Source organism: Acuticoccus sp. MNP-M23 (assembly GCF_031195445.1).
GTDB lineage: Bacteria > Pseudomonadota > Alphaproteobacteria > Rhizobiales > Amorphaceae > Acuticoccus.
On record NZ_CP133480.1, the window covers coordinates 3,660,407 to 3,683,342 of the forward strand.

Annotated in this window: 35 protein-coding genes and 1 pseudogene; 29 read left to right on the plus strand and 7 right to left on the minus strand. The window is 63.0% G+C overall.

The window, feature by feature from the left end:
* Positions 1–76: 76 nt before the first annotated feature.
* From tuf to rplQ, 28 genes and pseudogenes are all read left to right on the plus strand, one after another.
* The gene (tuf, locus tag RDV64_RS16860; protein WP_309196128.1) at positions 77–1,267 is read left to right on the plus strand and encodes an elongation factor Tu; all 1,191 of its coding nucleotides are present in this window, start codon (positions 77–79) and stop codon (positions 1,265–1,267) included.
* A gap of 570 nt (positions 1,268–1,837) precedes the next feature.
* On the plus strand, positions 1,838–2,143 hold the full coding sequence (rpsJ, locus tag RDV64_RS16865; protein ID WP_075219904.1) for a 30S ribosomal protein S10: 306 nt from the start codon (positions 1,838–1,840) through the stop codon (positions 2,141–2,143).
* A 12-nt stretch (positions 2,144–2,155) separates the two neighbouring features.
* Positions 2,156–2,959 carry a 50S ribosomal protein L3 gene (gene rplC / locus RDV64_RS16870; protein ID WP_309196129.1) on the plus strand — a complete coding sequence of 268 codons (804 nt, stop codon included), beginning with the start codon at positions 2,156–2,158 and terminating at the stop codon, positions 2,957–2,959.
* Complete coding sequence (gene rplD / locus RDV64_RS16875; RefSeq protein ID WP_309196130.1) at positions 2,959–3,615, plus strand: 50S ribosomal protein L4; 657 nt, start codon at positions 2,959–2,961, stop codon at positions 3,613–3,615. The genes rplC and rplD overlap by 1 nt, the downstream gene beginning before the upstream one ends.
* Positions 3,615–3,911, plus strand: coding sequence for a 50S ribosomal protein L23 (locus tag RDV64_RS16880; RefSeq protein ID WP_309196131.1), 297 nt, complete (start codon positions 3,615–3,617; stop codon positions 3,909–3,911). Before rplD ends, RDV64_RS16880 begins: the two co-directional genes overlap by 1 nt.
* Before the next feature lie 4 nt (positions 3,912–3,915).
* Positions 3,916–4,749, plus strand: coding sequence for a 50S ribosomal protein L2 (gene rplB, locus RDV64_RS16885; RefSeq protein WP_309196132.1), 834 nt, complete (start codon positions 3,916–3,918; stop codon positions 4,747–4,749).
* Positions 4,750–5,028 carry a 30S ribosomal protein S19 gene (gene rpsS, locus RDV64_RS16890; protein ID WP_309196133.1) on the plus strand — a complete coding sequence of 93 codons (279 nt, stop codon included), beginning with the start codon at positions 4,750–4,752 and terminating at the stop codon, positions 5,026–5,028.
* The gene (gene rplV / locus RDV64_RS16895; RefSeq protein WP_309196134.1) at positions 5,028–5,408 is read left to right on the plus strand and encodes a 50S ribosomal protein L22; all 381 of its coding nucleotides are present in this window, start codon (positions 5,028–5,030) and stop codon (positions 5,406–5,408) included. Before rpsS ends, rplV begins: the two co-directional genes overlap by 1 nt.
* On the plus strand, positions 5,408–6,121 hold the full coding sequence (rpsC, locus tag RDV64_RS16900; protein WP_309196135.1) for a 30S ribosomal protein S3: 714 nt from the start codon (positions 5,408–5,410) through the stop codon (positions 6,119–6,121). Before rplV ends, rpsC begins: the two co-directional genes overlap by 1 nt.
* Positions 6,122–6,134: 13 nt before the next feature.
* A complete protein-coding gene (gene rplP, locus RDV64_RS16905; RefSeq protein ID WP_309196136.1) occupies positions 6,135–6,548 on the plus strand; it encodes a 50S ribosomal protein L16 in 414 nt (137 codons plus the stop codon).
* Positions 6,549–6,553: 5 nt separating this feature from the next.
* A complete protein-coding gene (gene rpmC / locus RDV64_RS16910; RefSeq protein ID WP_309196137.1) occupies positions 6,554–6,766 on the plus strand; it encodes a 50S ribosomal protein L29 in 213 nt (70 codons plus the stop codon).
* Positions 6,753–6,974: pseudogene (gene rpsQ / locus RDV64_RS16915) on the plus strand (30S ribosomal protein S17); the annotation flags it as partial. The gene rpmC and the pseudogene rpsQ, both read left to right, overlap by 14 nt.
* A gap of 203 nt (positions 6,975–7,177) precedes the next feature.
* Positions 7,178–7,546 (plus strand): 50S ribosomal protein L14, encoded by a 369-nt coding sequence (rplN, locus tag RDV64_RS16920; RefSeq protein WP_309196138.1) that lies wholly within the window; start codon positions 7,178–7,180, stop codon positions 7,544–7,546.
* Entirely contained in the window at positions 7,547–7,861 is a 315-nt protein-coding gene (gene rplX, locus RDV64_RS16925) for a 50S ribosomal protein L24 (RefSeq protein WP_309196139.1), read from the plus strand.
* 40 nt (positions 7,862–7,901) lie between these two features.
* Positions 7,902–8,471, plus strand: a complete 570-nt coding sequence (gene rplE / locus RDV64_RS16930) for a 50S ribosomal protein L5 (RefSeq protein ID WP_309199536.1) — start codon at positions 7,902–7,904, stop codon at positions 8,469–8,471.
* 17 nt (positions 8,472–8,488) lie between these two features.
* Positions 8,489–8,794, plus strand: a complete 306-nt coding sequence (gene rpsN / locus RDV64_RS16935) for a 30S ribosomal protein S14 (RefSeq protein WP_309196140.1) — start codon at positions 8,489–8,491, stop codon at positions 8,792–8,794.
* 11 nt (positions 8,795–8,805) lie between these two features.
* Positions 8,806–9,204: a 30S ribosomal protein S8 gene (rpsH, locus tag RDV64_RS16940; protein ID WP_309196141.1), complete on the plus strand. Its 399-nt coding sequence runs from the start codon at positions 8,806–8,808 to the stop codon at positions 9,202–9,204.
* Between the two features lie 10 nt (positions 9,205–9,214).
* Positions 9,215–9,748 (plus strand): 50S ribosomal protein L6, encoded by a 534-nt coding sequence (gene rplF, locus RDV64_RS16945; protein ID WP_309196142.1) that lies wholly within the window; start codon positions 9,215–9,217, stop codon positions 9,746–9,748.
* Positions 9,745–10,107 (plus strand): 50S ribosomal protein L18, encoded by a 363-nt coding sequence (rplR, locus tag RDV64_RS16950; RefSeq protein ID WP_309196143.1) that lies wholly within the window; start codon positions 9,745–9,747, stop codon positions 10,105–10,107. Before rplF ends, rplR begins: the two co-directional genes overlap by 4 nt.
* A gap of 200 nt (positions 10,108–10,307) precedes the next feature.
* Positions 10,308–10,925 carry a 30S ribosomal protein S5 gene (rpsE, locus tag RDV64_RS16955; protein ID WP_309196144.1) on the plus strand — a complete coding sequence of 206 codons (618 nt, stop codon included), beginning with the start codon at positions 10,308–10,310 and terminating at the stop codon, positions 10,923–10,925.
* Positions 10,918–11,154, plus strand: a complete 237-nt coding sequence (gene rpmD, locus RDV64_RS16960) for a 50S ribosomal protein L30 (RefSeq protein ID WP_309196145.1) — start codon at positions 10,918–10,920, stop codon at positions 11,152–11,154. The genes rpsE and rpmD overlap by 8 nt, the downstream gene beginning before the upstream one ends.
* The gene (rplO, locus tag RDV64_RS16965; protein WP_309196146.1) at positions 11,151–11,633 is read left to right on the plus strand and encodes a 50S ribosomal protein L15; all 483 of its coding nucleotides are present in this window, start codon (positions 11,151–11,153) and stop codon (positions 11,631–11,633) included. The genes rpmD and rplO overlap by 4 nt, the downstream gene beginning before the upstream one ends.
* A gap of 274 nt (positions 11,634–11,907) precedes the next feature.
* Positions 11,908–13,242, plus strand: coding sequence for a preprotein translocase subunit SecY (gene secY, locus RDV64_RS16970; RefSeq protein WP_309196147.1), 1,335 nt, complete (start codon positions 11,908–11,910; stop codon positions 13,240–13,242).
* Positions 13,239–13,838: an adenylate kinase gene (locus RDV64_RS16975; RefSeq protein ID WP_309196148.1), complete on the plus strand. Its 600-nt coding sequence runs from the start codon at positions 13,239–13,241 to the stop codon at positions 13,836–13,838. The genes secY and RDV64_RS16975 overlap by 4 nt, the downstream gene beginning before the upstream one ends.
* Positions 13,839–14,108: 270 nt before the next feature.
* Positions 14,109–14,477 carry a 30S ribosomal protein S13 gene (gene rpsM, locus RDV64_RS16980; RefSeq protein WP_309199537.1) on the plus strand — a complete coding sequence of 123 codons (369 nt, stop codon included), beginning with the start codon at positions 14,109–14,111 and terminating at the stop codon, positions 14,475–14,477.
* A 12-nt stretch (positions 14,478–14,489) separates the two neighbouring features.
* Positions 14,490–14,879, plus strand: a complete 390-nt coding sequence (gene rpsK / locus RDV64_RS16985) for a 30S ribosomal protein S11 (RefSeq protein ID WP_309196149.1) — start codon at positions 14,490–14,492, stop codon at positions 14,877–14,879.
* Positions 14,880–14,944: 65 nt separating this feature from the next.
* Positions 14,945–15,970 carry a DNA-directed RNA polymerase subunit alpha gene (locus tag RDV64_RS16990; protein ID WP_375143760.1) on the plus strand — a complete coding sequence of 342 codons (1,026 nt, stop codon included), beginning with the start codon at positions 14,945–14,947 and terminating at the stop codon, positions 15,968–15,970.
* 135 nt (positions 15,971–16,105) lie between these two features.
* Positions 16,106–16,525 (plus strand): 50S ribosomal protein L17, encoded by a 420-nt coding sequence (gene rplQ, locus RDV64_RS16995; RefSeq protein ID WP_309196151.1) that lies wholly within the window; start codon positions 16,106–16,108, stop codon positions 16,523–16,525.
* Positions 16,526–16,653: 128 nt separating this feature from the next.
* Here rplQ and RDV64_RS17000 read toward each other — a convergent pair whose 3' ends face one another.
* The 6 genes from RDV64_RS17000 to RDV64_RS17025 all read right to left on the minus strand — a co-directional run bounded on the left by RDV64_RS17000 (position 16,654) and on the right by RDV64_RS17025 (position 19,915).
* Positions 16,654–17,160: a ferritin-like domain-containing protein gene (locus RDV64_RS17000; RefSeq protein WP_309196152.1), complete on the minus strand. Its 507-nt coding sequence runs from the start codon at positions 17,158–17,160 to the stop codon at positions 16,654–16,656.
* Positions 17,161–17,322: 162 nt separating this feature from the next.
* Positions 17,323–17,808, minus strand: a complete 486-nt coding sequence (locus tag RDV64_RS17005; RefSeq protein ID WP_309196153.1) for an ATP F0F1 synthase subunit B — start codon at positions 17,806–17,808, stop codon at positions 17,323–17,325.
* The gene (locus tag RDV64_RS17010; protein ID WP_309196154.1) at positions 17,801–18,355 is read right to left on the minus strand and encodes a F0F1 ATP synthase subunit B; all 555 of its coding nucleotides are present in this window, start codon (positions 18,353–18,355) and stop codon (positions 17,801–17,803) included. Before RDV64_RS17010 ends, RDV64_RS17005 begins: the two co-directional genes overlap by 8 nt.
* Positions 18,356–18,470: 115 nt before the next feature.
* The gene (locus RDV64_RS17015) at positions 18,471–18,698 is read right to left on the minus strand and encodes a F0F1 ATP synthase subunit C (protein WP_309196155.1); all 228 of its coding nucleotides are present in this window, start codon (positions 18,696–18,698) and stop codon (positions 18,471–18,473) included.
* A 49-nt stretch (positions 18,699–18,747) separates the two neighbouring features.
* Positions 18,748–19,515: a F0F1 ATP synthase subunit A gene (locus tag RDV64_RS17020; protein ID WP_309196156.1), complete on the minus strand. Its 768-nt coding sequence runs from the start codon at positions 19,513–19,515 to the stop codon at positions 18,748–18,750.
* Between the two features lie 64 nt (positions 19,516–19,579).
* Entirely contained in the window at positions 19,580–19,915 is a 336-nt protein-coding gene (locus tag RDV64_RS17025; protein ID WP_309196157.1) for an AtpZ/AtpI family protein, read from the minus strand.
* 114 nt (positions 19,916–20,029) lie between these two features.
* Between RDV64_RS17025 and RDV64_RS17030 the strand changes: the two genes are divergently transcribed.
* On the plus strand, positions 20,030–20,968 hold the full coding sequence (locus RDV64_RS17030) for a hypothetical protein (RefSeq protein ID WP_309196158.1): 939 nt from the start codon (positions 20,030–20,032) through the stop codon (positions 20,966–20,968).
* Between the two features lie 13 nt (positions 20,969–20,981).
* On the opposite strand, the gene RDV64_RS17035 is transcribed toward RDV64_RS17030, so the two are convergent.
* Entirely contained in the window at positions 20,982–22,877 is a 1,896-nt protein-coding gene (locus RDV64_RS17035; RefSeq protein WP_309196159.1) for an ABC-F family ATP-binding cassette domain-containing protein, read from the minus strand.
* Positions 22,878–22,936: the final 59 nt, after the last annotated feature.

The window sequence follows — 22,936 nt, forward strand, 5'->3', positions numbered from 1 at the left end:
GCCGCCCGGACGTCCGGGTGGCCCGATCAATGATCTAGCGTCAGCGCCAGACCAAGACGAATGTGGAGAATCGCCAATGGCGAAGGAGAAGTTTAACCGTTCGAAGCCGCACCTGAACATCGGCACCATCGGTCACGTCGACCATGGCAAGACGTCGCTCACAGCGGCGATCACGAAGGTGTTGGCAGAAACCGGCGGCGCGACGTTCAAGGCCTACGATCAGATCGACGCGGCTCCGGAAGAGAAGGCGCGCGGCATCACGATTTCGACTGCCCACGTCGAGTACGAGACCGAGAACCGTCACTACGCCCACGTCGACTGCCCGGGCCACGCCGACTATGTGAAGAACATGATCACCGGCGCGGCGCAGATGGACGGCGCGATCCTGGTCGTGTCGGCTGCCGACGGCCCCATGCCCCAGACCCGTGAGCACATCCTGCTCGCCCGTCAGGTCGGCGTGCCGGCTATCGTGGTGTTCCTCAACAAGACCGACCAGGTCGATGATGAGGAGCTCCTTGAGCTTGTCGAGCTGGAAGTGCGTGAGCTGCTCAGCTCCTACGACTTCCCGGGCGACGACATCCCGATCATCAAGGGTTCGGCTCTTGCGGCGCTGGAAGACTCCAACAAGGAGATCGGCCACGACGCGGTGCTGGCGCTGATGAAGGAAGTCGACGCCTACATCCCGCAGCCGGAGCGTCCGGTTGATGGTGCTTTCCTGATGCCGATCGAGGACGTGTTCTCGATCTCCGGTCGCGGCACGGTTGTGACCGGCCGTGTCGAGCGCGGCATCGTGAAGGTCGGTGAGACCGTCGAGATCGTGGGTATCCGCGACACGAAGGCGACCACCGTCACGGGTGTCGAGATGTTCCGCAAGCTGCTCGATCAGGGCCAGGCTGGCGACAACATCGGTGCGCTTCTGCGTGGTGTCGGCCGTGAAGACGTCGAGCGCGGCCAGGTGCTGTGCAAGCCGGGTTCGGTCAAGCCGCACAGGAAGTTCAAGGCTTCGGCTTACATCCTCACCAAGGAAGAGGGCGGTCGTCACACCCCTTTCTTCACCAACTACCGCCCGCAGTTCTACTTCCGGACCACGGACGTGACCGGTGTGGTGACGCTGCCCGAGGGCACCGAGATGGTGATGCCGGGTGACAACATCGAAGTCGACGTCGAGCTGATCCAGCCGATCGCGATGGAAGAGCAGCTGCGCTTCGCTATTCGCGAAGGTGGCCGCACCGTCGGCGCCGGCGTGGTCTCGGCCATCTCCGACTAGGCTGACAGACGCTCTTTGGAGCCAGGAGGGGCGCGGCAGCAATGCCGCGCCCCTTTTTGCGTTTATGGGCCGATGCCCAGGGAGAGGGCGCTGGGGTCGCCTGTTGTTTGGCGGAGGAGGCGGGTGGCCTGGCGTCACGCGGCGTTCATCTGCGCGTGGTCAAACTGGTTTCGATCAGAAGACGGGCGATTCGAATCATGCCGTGGGCAAGGCCATGCAAACAGAATCATCTGCAAGGGTGGTGCTGGGCAAGGCGCCAAGGCTGTCGATAAGACCGGAGACCGGGTTGCGAACGGTCTGAACTTTGCGATGATGGTTCCCGGGCGCCCCGCCTGGCGCCCCGGTACTGTTGGCAGAGCAGCCATCCGTTATCTTTTCGTCATTTTCGGGCGAAGGGGGGTGGCATTCGCGCCGATTTTCGATTACGTACCGCCCACGCCCTGGAGATCAGGGCACTCCATAATGAGTACTCACGCGCCTTGTCGGCCAGCCATCTTCGGGGGCCGGGTAGGCGTCTTTGTCCGTTGCGAGCGAAGTTGCGGCGGCTGCGGGTCAGAACGAAGAAGCGGAATGAACCAGAATATTCGCATACGCCTCAAAGCGTTCGATCACCGCGTGCTGGATTCCTCCACGCGCGAGATCGTCCAAACCGCGCGACGAACCGGCGCACAGGTGCGCGGCCCCGTGCCGCTGCCCACGCGCATCGAGCGCTACACAGTCAACCGTTCGCCGCATATCGACAAGAAGAGCCGCGAACAGTTCGAGATTCGCACGCACAAGCGCCTCCTCGATATCGTCGACCCGACGCCCCAGACCGTGGACGCGCTGATGAAGCTCGACCTGGCTGCCGGCGTCGACGTCGAGATCAAGCTTTAAGGGGTCTGCGTCATGCGTTCCGGAATTATCGCCAAAAAGGTCGGCATGACTCGCATCTATACGGATGCGGGCGAGCATGTGCCGGTCACCGTCCTGGCGCTCGAAAACTGCCAGGTCATCTCCCAGCGCGAGAAGGCGCGTGACGGTTACGTCGCGCTGCAGCTCGGCTCGGGCAAGGCCAAGGCCAAGAACACCTCCCGAGCCATGCGCGGCCACTTCGCCAAGGCGAACGTCGAGCCGAAGCGTGCTGTTGCCGAATTCCGCGTCACCGACGACGCGCTGATCGATGTGGGCGCGGAGCTGACCGCCGACCACTTCGTTCCCGGCCAGTACGTGGACGTCTCCGGCACGTCCATCGGCAAGGGCTTTGCGGGTGCCATGAAGCGGCACAACTTCGGTGGTCTGCGCGCGTCTCACGGCGTGTCGGTGTCTCACCGCAGCCACGGGTCGACCGGCCAGTGCCAGGACCCCGGCAAGGTGTTCAAGGGCAAGAAGATGGCGGGCCACATGGGCTCCGTCCGCGTCACCACCCAGAACCTCACCATCGCCAAGGTCGACGTCGACCGCGGTCTGGTTCTGGTCAAGGGTGCCGTCCCCGGCTCCAAGAACTCGTGGATCATGGTTCGCGACGCTGTGAAGCGCGCGCTGCCGGCCGAGGCACTGACCCCCGGTGCGTTCCGCATGCCCAACACCGATTCTGCTCCGGCAGACGACGTAAAGGCGACCGAAGCCGACATGCCCGCAAACGAAGCGGCACCGGCTGAAACCCCGGCGACCGATGTGTCGGCGGATGACTCCAACAAAGGTGATGCGTGATGGATATTTCTGTCAAAACGCTCGCCGGTGATGACGCAGGTACGGTAACGCTTCCGGACGAAACGTTCGGTCTTGAGCCGCGTGCGGACATTCTCCACCGCGTTGTGCGTTGGCAGCTCGCCCGCCGTCAGGCAGGCACGCACCACACCAACACGCGCGGCGAGATCAACGCCACCGGCAAGAAGATGTACCGCCAGAAGGGGACGGGCCGCGCCCGTCACTCCGACAAGAAGGCGCCGCAGTTCCGCGGCGGCTCCAAGGCGCACGGCCCCAAGGTTCGCGATCACAGCCACGACCTTCCCAAGAAGGTCCGCATGCTGGGTCTGAAGCTGGCCCTGTCGGCGAAGATGCAAGGGTCCGACCTCATCGTCCTCGACCAGGCCGCAATCGACGAGATCAAGACGAAGACGCTGCGCACGCAGTTCACGGCGCTTGGCCTCGACAACGCGCTGATCATCGACAATACGGTCGACGAGAAGTTCGCACGTGCCGCACGCAACATTCCGATGGTTGATGTGCTGCCGGTGGCTGGTCTCAACGTTTACGACATCCTGCGCCGCAACAAGCTGGTTCTGACCAAGTCTGCGCTCGACGGCATTGCCGCGCGCTTCGACGGGTCGGCCAAGGCTGCGGCCGAGACTGCGGAGGCGAACTGATGGCTATCGCAATCAACCACTACGACGTTGTTCTCTCTCCGGTGATCACCGAGAAGTCGACCGAGGCTTCCGAGAACAACCAGATGGTTTTCCGCGTCGCCAAGTCCGCGACCAAGCCTGAGATCAAGGCCGCCATCGAGGCGCTCTTTCAGGTGAAGGTGACCGGCGTGAACACGCTCGTTCGCAAGGGCAAGGTCAAGAAGTTCCGCGGGATCAAGGGGCGCCAGTCTGACGTGAAGCACGCAATCGTGACGCTTCAGGATGGTCAGTCCATCGACGTGACGACGGGGCTTTAAGACTATGGCATTGAAAACATTCAACCCGACGTCGCCTGGCCAGCGCCAGCTCGTCATCGTCAAGCGGGATGGCCTCTGGAAGGGCAAGCCCGTCAAGACGCTGACGGAAGGTCTGACCAAGTCCGGCGGCCGCAACAATGTCGGCCGCAAGACGGCCCGGCATCGTGGTGGCGGTCACAAGCGGACCTACCGGATCATCGACTTCAAGCGTCGCAAGTTCGACGTCTCCGGTACCATCGAACGGATCGAATATGATCCGAACCGTTCGGCGTTCATCGCGCTGATCAAGTATTCCGATGGCGAGCTGGCCTACATCCTGGCACCGCAGCGCGTCAGCGCGGGCGATCAGGTCATTGCCGGCGAGCGCGTTGACGTGAAGCCCGGCAATGCGATGTTGCTCTCGTCGATCCCCGTCGGCACCATCATCCACAATGTGGAGATGAAGCCGATGAAGGGTGGGCAGATTGCACGCTCTGCCGGGACCTATGCCCAGCTCGTCGGTCGTGATGGCGGTTATGCCGTCCTGCGCCTTCAGTCGGGCGAACAGCGCCGGGTTCCGTCGGCATGCATGGCCACCATCGGTGCCGTGTCGAACCCTGACAATTCGAACACCAATATGGGTAAGGCCGGCCGCGCGCGCTGGCTGGGCATCCGTCCGCAGACTCGCGGTGTCGCGATGAACCCGTTCGACCACCCCCATGGTGGTGGTGAGGGCCGTACCTCGGGTGGTCGTCACCCGGTGACTCCGTGGGGCCAGCCGACCAAGGGCAAGCGCACCCGCTCCAACAAGTCGACGGACAAGTACATCGTCCGCTCGCGTCACGCACGGAAGAAGTAAATGACCCGCTCAGTTTGGAAAGGTCCGTTCATTGATGGATACCTTCTGAAGAAAGCCGAGAAGGCACGAGAGGGTGGCCGTAACGAGGTCATCAAGATCTGGTCGCGTCGCTCCACGATCCTGCCCCACTTCGTGGGCCTGACGTTTGGTGTCTACAACGGCCAGAAGCACATCCCGGTCAACGTGTCGGAAGACATGGTGGGTCACAAGTTCGGCGAGTTCTCGCCGACGCGGACCTATTACGGCCACGGCGCGGACAAGAAAGCACGGAGGAAGTAATGGGTAAGCCGAAACACCCCCGTGTGCTCGCTGACACCGAAGTTCGTGCGGTCAACCGCATGATCAAGGTGAGCCCGCAGAAGCTCAACCTGGTGGCCTCGATGATCCGCGGCAAGAAGGTCGACAAGGCGCTCGCCGAGCTGACCTTCAGCCACAAGCGCATTGCACTCGACGTCAAGAAGACGCTCGAGAGCGCAATCGCGAACGCCGAGAACAACCATGATCTCGACGTCGATGCGCTTGTCGTCAAGGAAGCCTATGTGGGCAAGGCGATGGCCATGCGCCGGTTCCGCCCGCGTGGCCGCGGCAAGGTCGGTTCGGTGACGAAGCTGTTTTCGCACCTGACGATCGTTGTCCGCGAAGTTGAGGAGGCCGCCTGATGGGTCAGAAAGTATCGCCGATCGGGCTTCGCCTCGGCATCAACCGTACGTGGGATTCCCGCTGGTACGCTGAAGGCGCCGAGTATGGCCGCCTTCTTCATGAGGACCTTGCGATCCGCAAGATGCTCATGAAGCTTCTGAAGCAGGCTGCGGTGTCCAAGATCGTCATCGAGCGCCCGCACAAGAAGTGCCGCGTCACGATCCACTCGGCACGTCCGGGTGTGGTCATCGGCAAGAAGGGTGCGGACATCGACCGCCTTCGCAAGAAGGTCGCGGAGATGACCGACTCCGAGGTGCACATCAACATCGTTGAAGTGCGCAAGCCGGAAGTCGACGCCACGCTGGTCGCAGCTTCGATCGCGCAGCAGCTGGAGCGCCGCATCGCGTTCCGCCGCGCCATGAAGCGTGCCGTTCAGACGGCCATGCGTATGGGTGCCGGCGGTATCCGCATCAATTGCGGCGGCCGTCTTGGCGGCGCTGAAATTGCGCGGACCGAATGGTATCGCGAGGGCCGGGTGCCGCTGCACACGCTTCGCGCCGATATCGACTATGGCACCGCCGAAGCCGTGACTGCCTATGGCATCTGCGGCGTCAAGGTGTGGATCTTCAAGGGCGAGATCCTTGAGCACGACCCGACAGCACACGAGCGTCGTGCGCTTGAGGCGTCGAACCAGGGTTCGTCCGGCCGTCGCAACCGCGACGATCGCGGCTGAGGAGGGCTGAGCAATGCTGCAACCGAAGCGGACGAAATTCCGCAAACAGCACAAGGGCCGGATCCATGGCCTCGCCAAGGGCGGGACTGACCTGAACTTCGGCGCTTTCGGCATGAAGGCAATGGAGCCGGAGCGGGTCACCGCACGGCAGATCGAGGCGGCTCGCCGGGCCATGACGCGCTACATGAAGCGTCAGGGCCGTGTCTGGATCCGGATTTTCCCGGATGTGCCGGTCACGAAGAAGCCGACCGAAGTTCGTATGGGTAAGGGCAAGGGCTCCGTCGAGTTCTGGGCCGCCCGGGTGCATCCCGGCCGGATCATGTTCGAGATCGACGGTGTGCCGGAAGATGTGGCACGCGAAGCGTTCCGGCTTGCCGGCGCAAAGCTGCCCATCAAGACGCGCTTCGTTCAGCGCATCGCGGAGTAGGGCACATGAAGGGTGAAGATGTACGCGCAAAGACGTCCGACGAACTCGTCGACGATCTGCGCGATCTGAAGAAAGAGCAGTTCAACCTGCGTTTCCAGCAGGCGACCGGGCAGCTCGAGAACACGGCGCGTTATCGCGTCATCCGCCGCGACATCGCGCGGATCAAGACTGTGCTCGGCTCTCGCCGCGCGAAAGAGGGGCAGAATGCCGAAGCGTAACCTTGAGGGGCTTGTAACCTCCAACAAGGGCAAAAAGTCGATCACGGTGCTCGTCGAGCGTCGCTTCTCGCATCCGCTTCTGAAGAAGACGGTGCGGCGCACGAAGAAGTACCATGCCCACGATGAGACCAATCGCTACGAAGTCGGCGATCGGGTCCGCATCGAGGAATGCCGGCCGATGTCCAAGCTGAAGAACTGGACCGTCGTCGGCAAGCTCACCCCTGCGGGCGAGCTGATCGAGAGCGATGCCGAAGCGCAGGCCGCCGCAGCAGCGGCGTCGACCAGCGGCAGCGAGCCGGCGGAGAGCGGCGCGGCTTGACGCTGCGCCTCACCATATTTCAGCCGGTGACGGCTAACGTGGAGCTCTAGCGGGAACGGCCCGCAAGGGTCTCCCAACGAAGAGAAAAACTGATGATTCAGATGCAAACTAACCTCGCCGTCGCCGATAATAGCGGTGCACGCCGGGTCATGTGCATCAAGGTCCTGGGCGGGTCGAAGCGGAAATACGCTTCTGTGGGTGACATCATTGTGGTGTCGGTCAAGGAAGCCACTCCGCGCGGCCGCGTCAAAAAAGGCGACGTTGCCAGGGCTGTTGTGGTGCGCACGGCGAAGGCGATCAAGCGGGCTGACGGTTCGGTCATCCGCTTCGACGGCAATGCGGCTGTTCTTGTTAACAACAACAAGGAGCCCATCGGCACGCGTATCTTCGGCCCAGTGCCGCGTGAGCTGCGTGCCTCGAACCACATGAAGATTATTTCGCTCGCGCCGGAGGTGTTGTAAGTGGCTGCGAAAATCAAGAAGGGCGACCGCGTCGTCGTTCTCGCCGGCCGCGACAAGGGCAAGACCGGTGAAGTTCAGCGCGTGATCCCCAAGGACAACCGCGCAATGGTTGCTGGCATCAACACGGTGCAGCGCCATCAGAAGCAGACTGCGAGCCAGGAAGGCGGGATCATTTCGAAATCTGCGCCGATCGACCTGTCGAACGTCGCTCTGGCAGACCCGAAGGACGGCAAGCCGACCCGCGTCGGTTTCGACGTTCGTGACGGCAAGAAGGTGCGCGTGGCCAAGCGCTCCGGGGAGGTCATCGATGGCTGATGTAATGGACGCTCCCGAGACCGCCGCTGCCGGCAACGGCATGCCGGAAGGCTACGAGCCGCGCTACGCCAAGATGTACCGTGACGTCGTCGTCCCGGGCATGATGGAAAAGTTCAAGTACACCAACCCGATGATGGTGCCCGGCCTCGACAAGGTCGTCATCAACATGGGCGTCGGCGAAGCCGTCAATGACACCCGCAAGGTCCAGTCCGCCGTCAAGGATCTGACCCTGATCGCCGGCCAGCAGCCGGTGGTGACGCGGGCCAAGAACTCGATCGCAGGCTTCAAGGTCCGCGAAAACATGCCGATCGGCGCGAAGGTCACCCTCCGCCGCCAACGCATGTTCGAGTTTCTGGACCGCTTCGTGACGATCGCGCTGCCGCGTGTGAAGGATTTCCGGGGCCTGAACCCCAAATCGTTCGACGGCCGCGGGAACTTCGCGACGGGCATCAAGGAGCACCTCGTGTTCCCTGAGATCATCTATGACCGTGTCGACCAGGTCTGGGGCATGGATATCATTGTGGCGACCAACGCCAAGACCGACGAAGAGGCGCGAGAGATGTTGAAGCTGTTCAACTTCCCCTTCCGCGACTCTTCGGCGAAGAACTAAGGGGCTCGGGCAAAACAATGGCCAAAAAGGGCAAGATCGAAAACAACAACAAGCGCAAGGAGCTTGTTGAGCAGTACGCGGCGAAGCGTGAGGCACTGCGTGCCATCACGAAGGACCGCGAGCTTCCGATGGAAGAGCGTTTTGCAGCCCAGCTCGAGCTGGCTGCCATGCCGCGCAATTCCGCGCCGAACCGGGTGAAGAACCGTTGCCAGGTGACGGGTCGTCCGAAGGCGTACTACCGGAAGATGCAGATGAGCCGTATCGCGCTGCGCGAGCTTGGGTCCGAAGGTAAGGTCCCCGGTCTCGTGAAGTCGAGCTGGTAAGGGGAACAACGATGAACCTTTCAGATCCTCTCGGCGACATGCTGACCCGCATCCGCAACGCGCAGATGCGCAAGCGGTCCACCGTTCTCACGCCCGGCTCCAAGCTGCGTGCGAACGTCCTCGATGTTCTCAAGACGGAAGGCTACATCCGCGGTTATGAAATGACCGATGGTGAAGGCGGCCGCACCGAGATCAAGATCGAGTTGAAATACTACGACAACGCGCCCGTGATCCGTGAGATCAAGCGCGTGTCCAAGCCCGGACGCCGGGTCTATTCATCGGTGACGACGCTGCCGCGGGTTCGCGACGGTCTCGGCATCTCGATCCTGTCGACGTCCAAGGGCGTCATGAGCGAGCACCAGGCGCGCGACGAAAACGTCGGCGGCGAAGTGCTTTGCCAGATCTTCTAAGGGGGGAGCTATGAGCCGAATTGGCAAACTGGCCGTACCGATCCCCAAAGGGGTCACGGCAACCGTTGAAGGGCAGACCGTCAAGGTCAAGGGTCCGAAGGGTGAGCTAGAGTTCACCGTTCCTGAGCGTGTGGCGATCAGCCAGACGGACGACGGGATCAAGGTCGATCCCATCAACGACGAGCAAGAGAGCCGCGCCATGTGGGGCCTCTCGCGCACGATGATCGCGAACCTCGTCACCGGCACGACTGACGGGTTCACCAAGGCACTGCAGATCAACGGCGTCGGTTATCGCGCCGCGGTGCAGGGCAAGGACCTGGTGCTGGCACTCGGTTATTCGCATGACGTGAAGTATGCGATCCCCGAGGGCATCGACATCAAGTGTCCGAAGCCGACCGAGATCCTGGTGTCCGGCATCGACAAGCAGCGGGTTGGCCAGGTGGCCGCAGAGATCCGTAAATGGCGGCCGCCGGAGCCGTACAAGGGCAAGGGCGTGAAGTATGCGGACGAGACGATCGTTCGCAAGGAAGGCAAGAAGAAATGAGCCGGGAACGTATTCGCTCAGACCGTCGCCGCGCACGTGTGCGGCGCGCTCTCAAGGCGGCTGCCAACGGCCGTCCGCGCCTTTCGGTGTTTCGCTCGTCGAAGCACATCTACGCACAGCTCATCGACGACGAGGCAGGCCGCACGGTTGCGTCCGCCTCCACCGTCGAGAAGGCGCTCCGCTCCGATCTCAAGACCGGTGCGGACACCGACGCTGCGGCGCAGATCGGCAAGCTGATTGCCGAGCGCGCCAAGGAAGCCGGCGTGTCGAAGGTGATCTTCGACCGTGGTGGCCGCCTTTATCACGGCCGTCTCAAGGCGCTGGCGGATGCCGCGCGTGAAGGTGGTCTGGAGTTCTAGGCAACTCGCCATTGCACCGGGCGTCCGGGGCTGGCAGACACTGCAAGACGAATTAAGGGTCCGCGGCATGCCGCGGACCTTCCTCCGTGTGGAATGAGCCACCGGGGCGACGCTTCTCCCATGCGGGGAGGGCGCATCGAAGAAGCAATCTCATGCTGGAACGCGGGTTTTCCCGAACGGCCGGCGTCAAAGGAAGCAAGATGGCTGACGATAGAAGAGGCGGCGGTCGCAGGCGCGATCATCGCGATGACGAAGACAACGAATTTACCGACAAGCTGGTCGCGATCAACCGCGTCGCCAAGGTCGTCAAGGGCGGCCGGCGTTTCGGCTTTGCAGCCCTGGTCGTCGTCGGTGACCAGAAGGGCCGTGTGGGCTTTGGCCACGGCAAGGCGCGCGAAGTGCCGGAAGCTATCCGCAAGGCAACCGAGTCCGCCAAGCGCACGCTGATCCGTGTGCCGCTGCGCGAAGGCCGGACCCTCCACCACGACGTGGCCGGCCGTCACGGCGCGGGCAAGGTGTTCCTGCGTGCAGCGCCCGCTGGTACCGGCATCATCGCCGGCGGCCCGATGCGCGCCGTGTTCGAGACCCTCGGCATCCACGACATCGTGGCAAAGTCGCTGGGCTCGTCCAACCCCTACAACATGATCCGCGCGACGTTCGATGCGCTGAAGGATCAGGACTCTCCGCGCTCCGTGGCTGCACGCCGCGGCCTTAAGGTGTCCGAGCTTCAGTCCCGCCGCCGCGATGCCGACATCACGTCCGAAACCGTTCTGACCTCGGCAGAGGGCGAAGAGCAGGTGGAGATGGCAAATGCCTGACATTCGCGTGACTGAAGGTGCCAAGCGCGCCCAGGACGCCGGCAAGCCGGTCGTCACCATCGAACAGACCGGATCGGCGCTTCGCCGCCCGGACGAGCAGCGCCAGACCCTCAAGGGTCTCGGCCTGAACAAGATGCACCGCCGCCGGACGCTGGAAGATACCCCGGCCGTGCGCGGGATGATCAACAAGGTTCACCACCTTGTGCGGATCGTGGAGGACGACAAATGAAGCTGTCTGAACTTCGGGACAATCCGGGCGCGGTCAAGTCGCGCAAGCGCGTTGCACGCGGCATCGGTTCCGGCTCCGGCAAGACCGCTGGCCGTGGTGTCAAGGGTCAGAAGTCGCGCTCCGGCGTGGCGATCAAGGGGTATGAGGGCGGCCAGATGCCGATCCACATGCGCCTGCCCAAGCGCGGGTTCAGCAACAAGGCGTTCGCCAAGAAGCTGAACATCGTGTCGCTGAGCCGCCTGCAGGAAGCCGTCGACGCTGGACGTCTTTCGGCTGATGGCACGATCACCGCCGCAGAGATGGTGCAGGCCGGCATTCTGCGCCGTGCCAAGGATGGCGTTCGCGTCCTGTCCGACGGTGAGATGAAGACGCCGCTGAAGCTCTCCGTCTGGGGTGCTTCCAAGGCCGCCATCGACGCTGTCGAGAAGGCCGGCGGGTCCATCGAGATCCTGGCCCCGGCGCCGGCTCCGGCCGAATAGACGCAGGGGTTTTCCTGCACAGGTTTACGGGCGCCCGAGAGGGTGCCCGTTTTCGTTTCTGGCCCCGGGTTTATGGGCTTGGCCGCGCGGGCAGGGGCTCCGCGCCCACCGGTGCGGCCTTCTCTCGCCGGCGCGCCGTTACCAGATAACGACAATCGGTCCGTGACAGCGGGGAGTTGACGCGTTAAGGACAGCCGTTGACGTTCGCTGTTGCCCAGTCGGCAGCGGAACGGCCTTGCCGCTCAGTCAGTCCCGAACATTTTCGGAGTTTTCCATGGCGTCAGCCGCCGAACAACTTGCCGCCAATCTGAACTTCAAGGCTTTCGGCAAAGCCACCGAGCTAAAGCACCGCATCTGGTTCACGCTCGCCGCCCTCGTGGTCTACCGGCTCGGAACGTACGTTCCCCTGCCGGGCATCGACCCCGTTGCGCTGGCCGCCGCGTTTGATCAGGCGCAGTCCGGCTTGCTCGGCCTCTTCAACGTGTTTGCCGGTGGTGCCGTCGGGCGCATGGCGATCTTCGCGTTGGGGATCATGCCGTACATTTCGGCCTCGATCATCATCCAGCTTCTGACCACGGTGATCCCGCGGCTGGAGCAGTTGAAGAAAGAGGGCGATCAGGGCCGCAAGCAGATCAACCAATATACCCGCTACGGCACCGTTCTGCTGGCAACGGTCCAGGCCTACGGGATTTCCGTCGGGCTGGAGAGTGCCGGCACGATCGTGACCGAGCCCGGCATGTTCTTCCGCTTCACCACCGTGGTCACGCTGGTCGGCGGCACCATGTTCCTGATGTGGCTGGGCGAGCAGATCACCAGCCGCGGTGTCGGCAACGGCATCTCGCTCATCATCTTCGCCGGCATCATTGCCGAGCTGCCGTCGGCAGTGGCCGGGATGCTCGAGCTTGGCCGTCAGGGCGCGCTGTCGACCCCCATCATCCTCCTGGTCATCATCATGGCCGTGGTGGTGATTGCGTTCATCGTCTTTGTCGAACGGGCGCAGCGGCGGTTGCTGATCCAGTACCCGCGCCGCCAGGTGGGCAACAAGATGTTCCAGGGCGACAGCTCGCATCTGCCGCTGAAGCTGAACACCGCCGGCGTCATCCCTCCGATCTTCGCCTCATCGCTTCTGCTGGTCCCGGCGACACTGACCAGCTTTGGCGCAGGTTCCGAAGGTGGCGGCGTCCTCGGAACGGTGCAGGCGCTGTTCGGCCACGGGCAGCCTCTGTATATGCTGTCCTATACGGCGATGATCATCTTCTTTGCCTTCTTCTATACGGCAATTGTGTTCAACCCGGCCGATACCGCCGACAACCTGAAAAAGCATGGCGGCTATATTCCCGGCATCAGGCCCGGAGAGCGGACCGCCCAGTACATCGACTATGTGCTGACGCGAATCACCGTGGTGGGCGCTATCTATCTGGTGATCATCTGTCTGCTGCCCGAGTTCCTCATCGCGTCGACGGCCGTGCCGTTCTATTTCGGCGGGACATCGCTGCTCATCGTCGTTAGTGTGACCATGGATACGGTCGCTCAGGTTCAGGGACACCTGCTGGCGCACCAGTATGAAGGGCTTGTCAAAAAGTCCAAGTTGAAGGGGAAACGCAGATGAGGTTGATTCTGCTTGGGCCGCCAGGAGCGGGCAAGGGAACGCAGGCCAAGAAGCTGATGGAGGCGCATGCGATCCAGCAGCTTTCCACCGGCGACATGCTGCGCGCTGCCGTCAAGGCCGAGACCCCCATCGGCCTCAAGGCGAAAGACATCATGGTCCGTGGTGACCTGGTGCCCGACGACGTCGTGAACCAGATCGTGGCAGAGCGGATCGGCGATCCGGATTGCAGCAATGGCTTCATCCTCGACGGTTTTCCGCGCACCGTTGCGCAGGCCGAAGCGCTTGAAGCAATCCTGGCGGAAAAGCAGCTTGAGCTTGATGCGGTGATCGAGCTTCAGGTGGACGAGGAGGCACTTGCCTCCCGCGTGGAAAAACGGCGTCAGGAGAGCGGGGACGCGGTCCGGGAAGACGATACGGTGGAGGCTCTGCGCCACCGCCTGAAGGTCTACCGCGACCAGACGGCACCCCTGATCGAACACTACCGCGGGACCGGCAAGCTGCGTTCGGTGGACGGGATGCAGGACATCGAAACGGTGACTGCGAACATCGCAGCGATTCTTGGCGAAGCGCGCCCGCAGCTTTACGCGACCGGGTGAGGATGCACCGGAAAGCCGCGCTTTCCGTGTATTGGTGAATAAAAGTTGACGCGGGCCTTGCACTGCGCTAGAGCCCGGTCCTATCTGGAGAAGTCGCAGTACGCCTGTCTGGGCGGCGACTTCGGGTCGGGCCCACATCTATGATGCGTACTGGTTGGCGGCTGCCGCATTCCGCGCGGCGGCTCCAACCTTTTGGCGGTTATTCGCCGCGCCCGTGTGTGGTCCGATATTTTGAATTCAGCCGGCGGCGGGGCCGGTAACGGAGGCAGTGTGGCTCGTATCGCAGGTGTTAACATTCCGACCGGGAAGCGCGTTGTCATCGCGCTCCAGTACATTCACGGCATTGGCTCGGGCATGGCCAAGGAAATCACCGAGAAGGTGAGCATTCCCGCCGAGCGCCGCGTGAATGAACTCAGCGACGCCGAAGTGCTTCAGCTGCGTGAGACCATCGATCGCGACTATATCGTCGAGGGCGACCTGCGCCGCGAGACCGCGATGAACATCAAACGGCTTATGGATCTTGGTTGCTACCGCGGCCTGCGTCACCGGCGCAGCCTGCCGGTTCGCGGCCAGCGCACGCATACCAACGCGCGCACCCGCAAGGGTCCCGCGAAGGCCATCGCCGGCAAGAAGAAGTAACAAGGAACAATCATGGCGAAGGAAGCTGCGCGCGTACGGCGCAAAGAGCGAAAGAACATCACGTCGGGCATTGCCCACGTGAACGCCTCTTTCAACAACACCAAGATCACCATCACCGACGCGCAGGGGAATGCGATCTCCTGGTCCTCGTCCGGTGCCATGGGCTTCAAGGGCTCCCGCAAATCCACGCCCTATGCGGCGCAGGTTGCCGCTGAAGATGCCGCCAAGAAGGCATCCGAGCATGGCATGCGCACCCTCGAGGTCGAGGTCACCGGTCCGGGTTCGGGCCGCGAATCGGCACTCCGCGCTCTCCAGGCGGCCGGTTTCACGATCACCTCGATCCGTGACGTGACCCCGATCCCGCACAACGGCTGCCGCCCGCCCAAGCGCCGCCGCGTCTAGTCTTTTTACGCAATGATTGCGACCGCCACGCCATACGGGCGTCGGCAAACCATGAGGCATTGCCTGTGACGACCAACCAGAAGAACTGGCAAGAGCTGATTCGGCCCAACAAGCTGGATGTGACGCCGGGTTACGACCCCAAGCGCATCGGTAGCGTTGTTGCGGAGCCGCTGGAGCGGGGCTTCGGCCTCACTCTCGGCAATGCACTTCGCCGCGTGCTCCTGTCTTCGCTCCAGGGCGCGGCCGTCACGTCCGTGCAGATCGACGGCGTCCTGCACGAGTTCTCGTCCATGACCGGCGTCCGCGAGGACGTGACCGACATCATCCTGAACATCAAGGAAGTTGCGGTCCGCATGGCCGGCGAGGGGCCCAAGCGGATGGTTCTGCGCAAGCAGGGTCCTGGCAAGGTCACTGCAGGCGACATCCAGACTGTCGGCGACGTGTCGATCCTCAACCCCGACCACGTGCTGTGCACGCTGGACGAGGGCGCGGACGTTCGCATGGAGTTCTCGGTCAACACCGGCAAGGGTTATGTCCCGGCAGACCGGAACCGGCCGGAAGATGCTGCCATCGGCCTCATCCCGATCGACAGCCTCTATTCGCCGGTCAAGAAGGTGTCCTACAAGGTCGAGAACACCCGCGAAGGTCAGGTTCTGGACTATGACAAGCTGACCCTTCAAGTGGAGACCGACGGCTCGATCTCGCCGGAAGACTCAGTGGCCTACGCAGCGCGGATCCTCCAGGATCAGCTGTCGATCTTCGTGAACTTCGAGGAGCCCACCAAGCCGGAGGTTTCCGAGGACGTTCCCGAGCTTGCGTTCAACCCGGCGCTGCTCAAGAAGGTCGACGAGCTGGAGCTTTCGGTCCGTTCTGCCAACTGCCTGAAGAACGACAACATCGTTTATATCGGTGACCTGATCCAGAAGTCCGAGGCGGAAATGCTCCGCACGCCGAACTTCGGCCGCAAGTCGCTGAACGAGATCAAGGAAGTTCTCGCGCAGATGGGCCTGCACCTCGGCATGGAAGTGCCGAACTGGCCGCCCGAGAACATCGAAGAGCTCGCCAAGCGGTACGAAGACCACCACTATTGAGATTAGCGGCCGGGCCTTGCGCCCGGCTGTTTCTCACCCGGCCGTTCTGGCCGGAAGCCCGCCCTTCCGCGTCGGGGGGCAGGGTAGCGCGAACGCCGGAGCGCCCGGCATTTCAAACACAGAGGAGTTGGCGCGATGCGTCACAAGAAACAAGGCCGCAAGCTTAATCGGACCTCCAGCCATCGCCTCGCGATGTTTGCGAACATGTCCGCGTCGCTGATCCAGCACGAGCAGATCGTCACCACGGTGCCGAAGGCGAAAGAGCTGCGCCCGTTCATCGAGAAGATCATCACGCTGGCAAAGCGCGGCGATCTCCACGCCCGTCGCCAGGCCATCTCCAAGGTCCGTGACCAGGAAGCCGTCGCGAAGCTGTTCAAGGTGCTCGGGCCCCGCTATCAGGAGCGCAATGGCGGTTACACCCGCATCATGCGCGCCGGCTATCGCTACGGCGACAATGCGGCAGTTGCCGTGATCGAGTTTGTCGACCGTGACGAAGATGCCCGCGGCGCTGCCGACCGCGAGCGGATCGCCGCCGAAGAGCAGGCCGAGAGCTGAGCGTTTCGCGCAAGGCACGATGCCACCGCTAGAGATTGATAAAGCCGCGCCAACATGAAGTTGGCGCGGCTTTTTTTTGCTAGGTCCAGCCAGGTGAGGGCGCGAGCCCGGTCCCTGCGGCTCGAAACTTACGCAGCGGCAGCCTGGTTGACGTGGCCCTTGGCAAGTTTCGACAGCTTCTTGTCGGTCGCTTCTTCCTCTGCCAGCGTCTGCTTCAGGAGGGTGGCGACGTCGGGGCGGCCCATTTCGGTGGCCCACGTGCTGAGAGTGCCGTAGCGGGTGATCTCGTAGTGCTCCACGGCCTGAGCGGCCGCCACCATGGCGGCGTCCAACACATGCTCGTCGGAAACTTCGGCCATCACGCTCTCGGCTTCCTTAAGAATACCGTCGATCGCGTCGCAGGTGACCCCCTTGGGTTTCACGCCCATCAGCGTAAAAACTTGGTCAAGGCGCTCGATATGGCCCTTGGTTTCTTCAAGGTGCGTCTCGAAGCCGGCTTTGAGCGCGGGATCGACAGCCTTCTTGGCCATCTTCGGCAGCGCCTTTTTGACCTGCTTTTCCGCGTAGTAGATGTCGCGGAGGGTGTGCATGAAGAGGTCGTCCATCGTCTGGATGTCTTTGCTGAAAAGACCCATCGTTCTCGTCCTCGTGTTGCTGATGGGCATTCTGTCCATCATCGCACAACGGAACGAAAAAATTTGATGGTTGTTCCAGCGCTGCCAGCTATCGCAACAAAAAAAGCCGCGCCCCGATGAACAGGGGACGCGGCTTGTCTTTCTTGAAGCGGACGCAGCTGTTTAATTCAGGCGCTGCTGGACCGTTTCGATGGATTCGTCGAGCATCTTTGCGCCGGCGTTTCCGTCGAGCTTGCGCGTGAGGAGGTCAGCCGCAGCGGCGACTGCGAGGTCGCTGGCACGGGCACGCACTTCGCCGAGAGCCTGGGCTTCCGCCTGGGCAATCTTGTTTTCGGCCGACTTGGTGCGCCGGTCGACCATGTCGCGAAGCTTCTCGTTGGCTTCCTCGGTCAGCCGCTTGGCTTCCTTGCGGGCCTCTTCGATGATGGCGTCCGCATCGCGTTCGGCATCACGGCGCTTGCGCTGGTATTCCGCCAGAAGCGCCTGCGCTTCCTCACGGGCCTTGCGTGCCTCATCAAGATCGTCGCGGATCCTGTCGGTCCGCTTGTCCAGAAGGGCAACGATCTTTTTCGGCGCGCCAACAGCAACCACGATGACAGCGAAGATGATGAGGCCGATCAGCGCCCAGAAGGTATCACTCTCAAGCATGGGAAACCTCCTGTCGTTTGACGGCCTCGGTCACCTCGGTCTCGCTGACCGTGAGGCCGGAGAGCTGCTCTACAATGGCGCGGGCTGCGTCCGTTGCGATGGCATCCACATCGGCCAGAGCCGCATCACGGCGCTTGGCGATCTGGGCCTCGGCGTCGGCAATGCGCTTGTTGAGGGCGTCTTCGGTCTCGGCCTGCTGGCGTTCCTGCTCGGTCTTGATCTCGTCACGGCGCTGCTGCGCAATGGCGTAGGCCTTTTGTCGCGCCTCGGCGAGTTCCTGCTCGTAGATCGCGATGACCTCGTCCGTCTCCCGGGTGAGGCGCGAAGCCTCACCAAGATCTGACGCGACACGGTCGCGCCGATCCTCGATCGTGCCGCCCACCTGGGGGACGATCAGCCGGTTCACAAAGAAGTAGAGGAGACCGAAGCTGATCGCGATCCAGAAGAGATGCGAGGGGAAATCGCTGAAGTCGAACGGCGGAAAGAGGCTTTGTTCGCCTCCTGCGCCGTGGAGCGGTACGTCGACCTGTGATGCGTCTGTCGGCATGGGCACCTCGATCACACCGTGCTCAGGCGCAGCCTGAGCAGGTGTGGCGGTAAGATGCCCGGCGTCGGACGCTCCCGTGTCGGCTTGGGCAAGTTCGAACATCAGCGAGACTGACTTAGACCGCGAAGAGGAGAAGGAGTGCGATCAGGAGCGAGAAGATCCCGAGTGCTTCCGTCACCGCGAAGCCGAAGATGAGACGGGCGAACTGGCCGTCAGCAGCCGACGGGTTGCGCAGGGCACCCGAAAGGAATGCACCGAACAGGTTGCCAACGCCGATACCGGCGCCCGCAAGGCCGATCGTCGCAAGGCCGGCACCGATGAACTTGGCAGCTTCTGCTTCCATGGGGGGAGGCTCCTTAGATGCGCTTGATTGGTAAAATGCGCTTACAGGGTCAGTGGTGAGGGTGGATCGCGTCGTTGAGGTAGATGCAGGTCAGGATCGCGAAGACATAGGCCTGCAGGGCCGCAACGAGGAATTCAAGCGCGGTGATCGCTACCGTCATGCCGAGGGGCAGGATCGCGCCGATGATGCCGACGGTGCCCAGCGCAGACAGCGACACCACGAAGGCTGCGAAGACCTTCAGCGTGATGTGCCCGGCGAGCATGTTGGCGAAAAGACGAACAGAGTGGCTGACCGGCCGCGACAGGAACGAGATGACCTCGATCAGCGAAACCAGCGGCAGAATGTAGATCGGGATGCCGGAGGGCACGAACAGCTTGAAGAAAGACAGGCCGTGCATGCGAAGGCCGGCGATGATCACCGTCAGGAACACGACCATCGCCAGAACGACGGTCACGATCAGCTGGCTGGTCACCGTGTAGAAGTAGGGGAACATGCCGATCATGTTGGCAATCAGGATGAACATGAACAGCGAGAACACCAGCGGGAAGAAGCGCATGCCGGCTGCGCCCGCAGAGTCTCGCAGCATGTTGCCGGAAAACTCGTAGCACATTTCGGCCACGTTCTGCCAACGGCCGGGCACGAGCGCGCGGCGGCTGGTCGGCAACGCCATCAGCAGGATCACACCAAGCGTGGTGGCCAGCATGAAGAGCGAAACGTTGGTGAATGACAGATCCATCCCACCGACGTTGATGTCGATGAGAGACTTCACCTCGAACTGGTGAATGGGATCCAGGCCGCCGCCTTCTTTCGTCGCCATAGTATCCTGCGGTTCGTCCTGCGGAGTTCAATGCGCCGTTGAGCGCACACGATGAATGCGAGCGCTACCTGTCGGTGCCCTCATGCGGTCTCTTGCCGACTTGCGGCGGCTGAATCAAGCCCGCAGAGCGCAAAACGTTGAGGATGCCCGCAACAAACCCCAGCAGGACGAACAGAATAAAGAGCCAGGGGAGCGTTCCAAGCAGCCAATCCAGCCCGTAACCGATGAGACCGCCGACAATTATTGCCGCGATGAGTTCGGTCGAGAGGCGGAATGCCACAGCGAAACCGGCGGCCGAACCGCGGGTGGCGGCCGCAGCCTTCTCCGCTTCCGCCGTTTCGTGCTGGTCGATTCGGGTGCGCAGCGCGTCGCGGCGCTTGTCGAGGTCGTCCTTGCTCAATTCATCCATCCGTATTTTCAGCAACATTAGCAGGTAGCGCGCGCCTGTGGGGGGACCATATGGGGCCTCTGGGCGATTGCACCGGTCCATCTGCGGTCGGCATGGGAGAATCTGATGACGAAGAGGGGCTTTGGCGCGCGGGGCATTGGCGTCCGGGGGCTCGTTGCGTCAGCCGCCGCAATATTGGTGGCGGTGTCGCTCCTGGTCCCGGTGGGACCGGCCGTCGCGACGGAGGCGGACCGACCTGTGCAGCTTGCTTTCCTGGGCAAGCTGTTTGGCGGCGGTCGGGGCGGGTGCAGCCCGGCAGGCGCCGTGACGGACCCTGACGTCAGCCGGAACGCTGCGGCAATTCGCGCAGGCGGATTGTGCGTTTCAACCGAGACCGTGAGCGAGAACGGCATCACCTGGACCTTCATCGCCATCGAGAACCCGCGATCGCAGAACGGCCCCGTCTGGTATCTGCCCCACGACAACGAGAGCGCAGCGTTCGATGCCGCGGTCTATGCTGTTGCGCGTTATGGCGGCGCCATGATCGCGCTCGAGACCGGCGAGCGCCGCGAATATCGCAGCATCGACCCGAACCGCCATTTTGCGCGGGACAGGGGAGACGCCGGCCCATGCCGGATGCGCGCCGCCACGCCGCGCTACACCAAGACCGTGATGGGGTTTTTCGATGGCAAGCGGCATATTCTGGCGATGCACAACAACACACGGGGCGGGGCGGTTTCCGCATCCATGCGCACTGCCAAGTCCACCGGCTTTCGGGCGAAGGGTCCGCTCGCCGATGCGGACAACATGGTCTTCATTGCCGGCACCCGGCCCATCCAGTCGGACCGGCGGGGGCAGAACCTTCGCGACATGCTCCTGCGCGCCGGCCTCAACGTCGTCTACGAGCACGTCACCCCGCAAAACAGCGACTGTTCGTTTTCCAACTACGTGGCGCTGAACGATCGGCGGGATTATTTCAACATCGAGGCTGTCCACGGCTCGCGTGAACAGACGGCGATGGTGGACCGCCTCATGCAGGTGCTCGGCTATCGCCCCGTCCGCTGACGCAAGAGCGGTGTCAGGCGTCTTCCGCACTTGAGGCGCTGGCGGCCTCGTATTCTTCGGAAGCGGCGAGCCAGGCTTCTTCGGCCGCCTCGTGCTTGGCGGCCCACTTGGCGCGCTCGGTGGAAAGCCGGGTCGCCTTGTCCGGGTCTCCGGTGTAAAGGGCCGGGTCCTCCAGAGCCTTGTCGCGTTTCTTCATCTCCTTGGCGGCGTTTGCCATCTCCCGCTCGGCGGCCTGAATGCGCTTGCGCAGCGGCGACAGTGCCGCGCGCGCCTCGGCGGCCTCGCGGCGCCTGTCCTGCGCGCTGGCCTTCCCCTTTGCGCCACCTGATTCGGACTTCGATTTTCGCGCCCCGGCGAGGATGAGGCTCTTGTAGGCTTCCATGTCGTCGTCGAAGGGGCCGACGCTGCCATCCGCCACCAGCCAGAGCTGGTCCACGCACGCCTCCACCAGATGCCGATCATGGCTGATGAGAATCACTGCGCCCTCGTAGCCGTTGATGGCTTCGATGAGGGCAGCGCGGCTGTCGATGTCGAGGTGGTTTGTGGGCTCGTCGAGGATGAGGAGGTTGGCGCCGTTCATGGTGGCAAGGCCGAGAAGCAGCTTGGCCCGCTCGCCGCCCGACAGATCCTTGGCGGCGGTGTCCATCCGCTCGGTGCCAAGGCCCATCTGTGCCACGCGGCCGCGCACCTGCGCCTCGCCGTCGAATTTCACGCGGGCGCGCACATGGTCGACCGCGGTTTCCTTGGGGTTCAGCTCGTCCAGCTGATGCTGCGCGAAGTACGCGATCTGCATCCGCTCGGCGCGTACCATGGAGCCTTCCATGGGCTCGAGCTTGCCCGCCAGCATCTTCGCCAGCGTCGACTTGCCGTTGCCGTTGGCGCCCAGAAGCGCGATCCGGTCGTCCTCGTCGACGCGGATGTTGACGCGGCGCAAGACCTCGGTCTCCCCGTAGCCGAGCACCACGCGCTCGGTCTGGATGATTGGCGGGGCGAGGGCGCGCTTGGGCGACGGAATGCGGATCGGGACCGTGCGCTCGTCCAGGATCGGCTCGGGCGAGGGCATCTTCTCCAGCATCTTCATGCGGCTTTGCGCCTGCTTGGCCTTGGACGCCTTGGCTTTGAAGCGCGCGACAAACGCTTCCATGTGCGAGCGCTCGTCCGCCAGCTTTTCCGCCCGCCGTGCCACGGCCTCGGCACGCGCCCGCCGCTGCCGCTCGAAATTGGAATAGTTGCCGCGGTAGGGGACGAGCTTGCCGTTGTCGACGTGGACGATCTCCTTGGCCACCACATCCAGCATGTCGCGGTCGTGGCTGATGACGATGACGGTGTGGGGATAGCGCGTCAGGTAGTTTTCCAGCCAGACGGTGCCTTCGAGGTCGAGATAGTTGGTCGGCTCGTCCAGCAGCAGGAGGTCCGGCTCCAGAAACAGGACGGCCGCCAGCGCAACGCGCATCCGCCAGCCGCCGGAGAACGACTTGCACGGCCGCCGCTGCGCCGCATCGTCAAAGCCGAGGCCGGCGAGAATCGAGGCGGCGCGCGCTTCGGCCGAATAGGCGTCGATGTCGGCAAGGCGGGTGTGGATTTCGCCGATGCGGTTCGGGTCGGTCGCGGTGTCGGCCTCGGCCAGCAGCGCGGCCCGCTCGGTGTCGGCGGCAAGGACGGTGTCGATCAGGCTTGCGTCCGAGCCCGGCGCCTCCTGCGTGACGCGGCCGATGCGCTGGCCTTCGCTGAGGTTGATGTCGCCAGATTCGGCGGAAAGGTCGCCGCATATGAGGTTGAACAGCGTCGTCTTGCCGCAGCCGTTGCGGCCGACAAGGCCCACTTTCGCGCCGTCCGGCACGGTGGCGTCGGCGCCCTCGATCAGAGTGCGTCCTTCGATGCGATAGACTAGGTTGCGAATTGTGAGCATGGGGGCGCTTTTGCCCGCTCCTTTGCCCCCCCGCAAGGGAAAGCCGCCGTGCTTTTTCC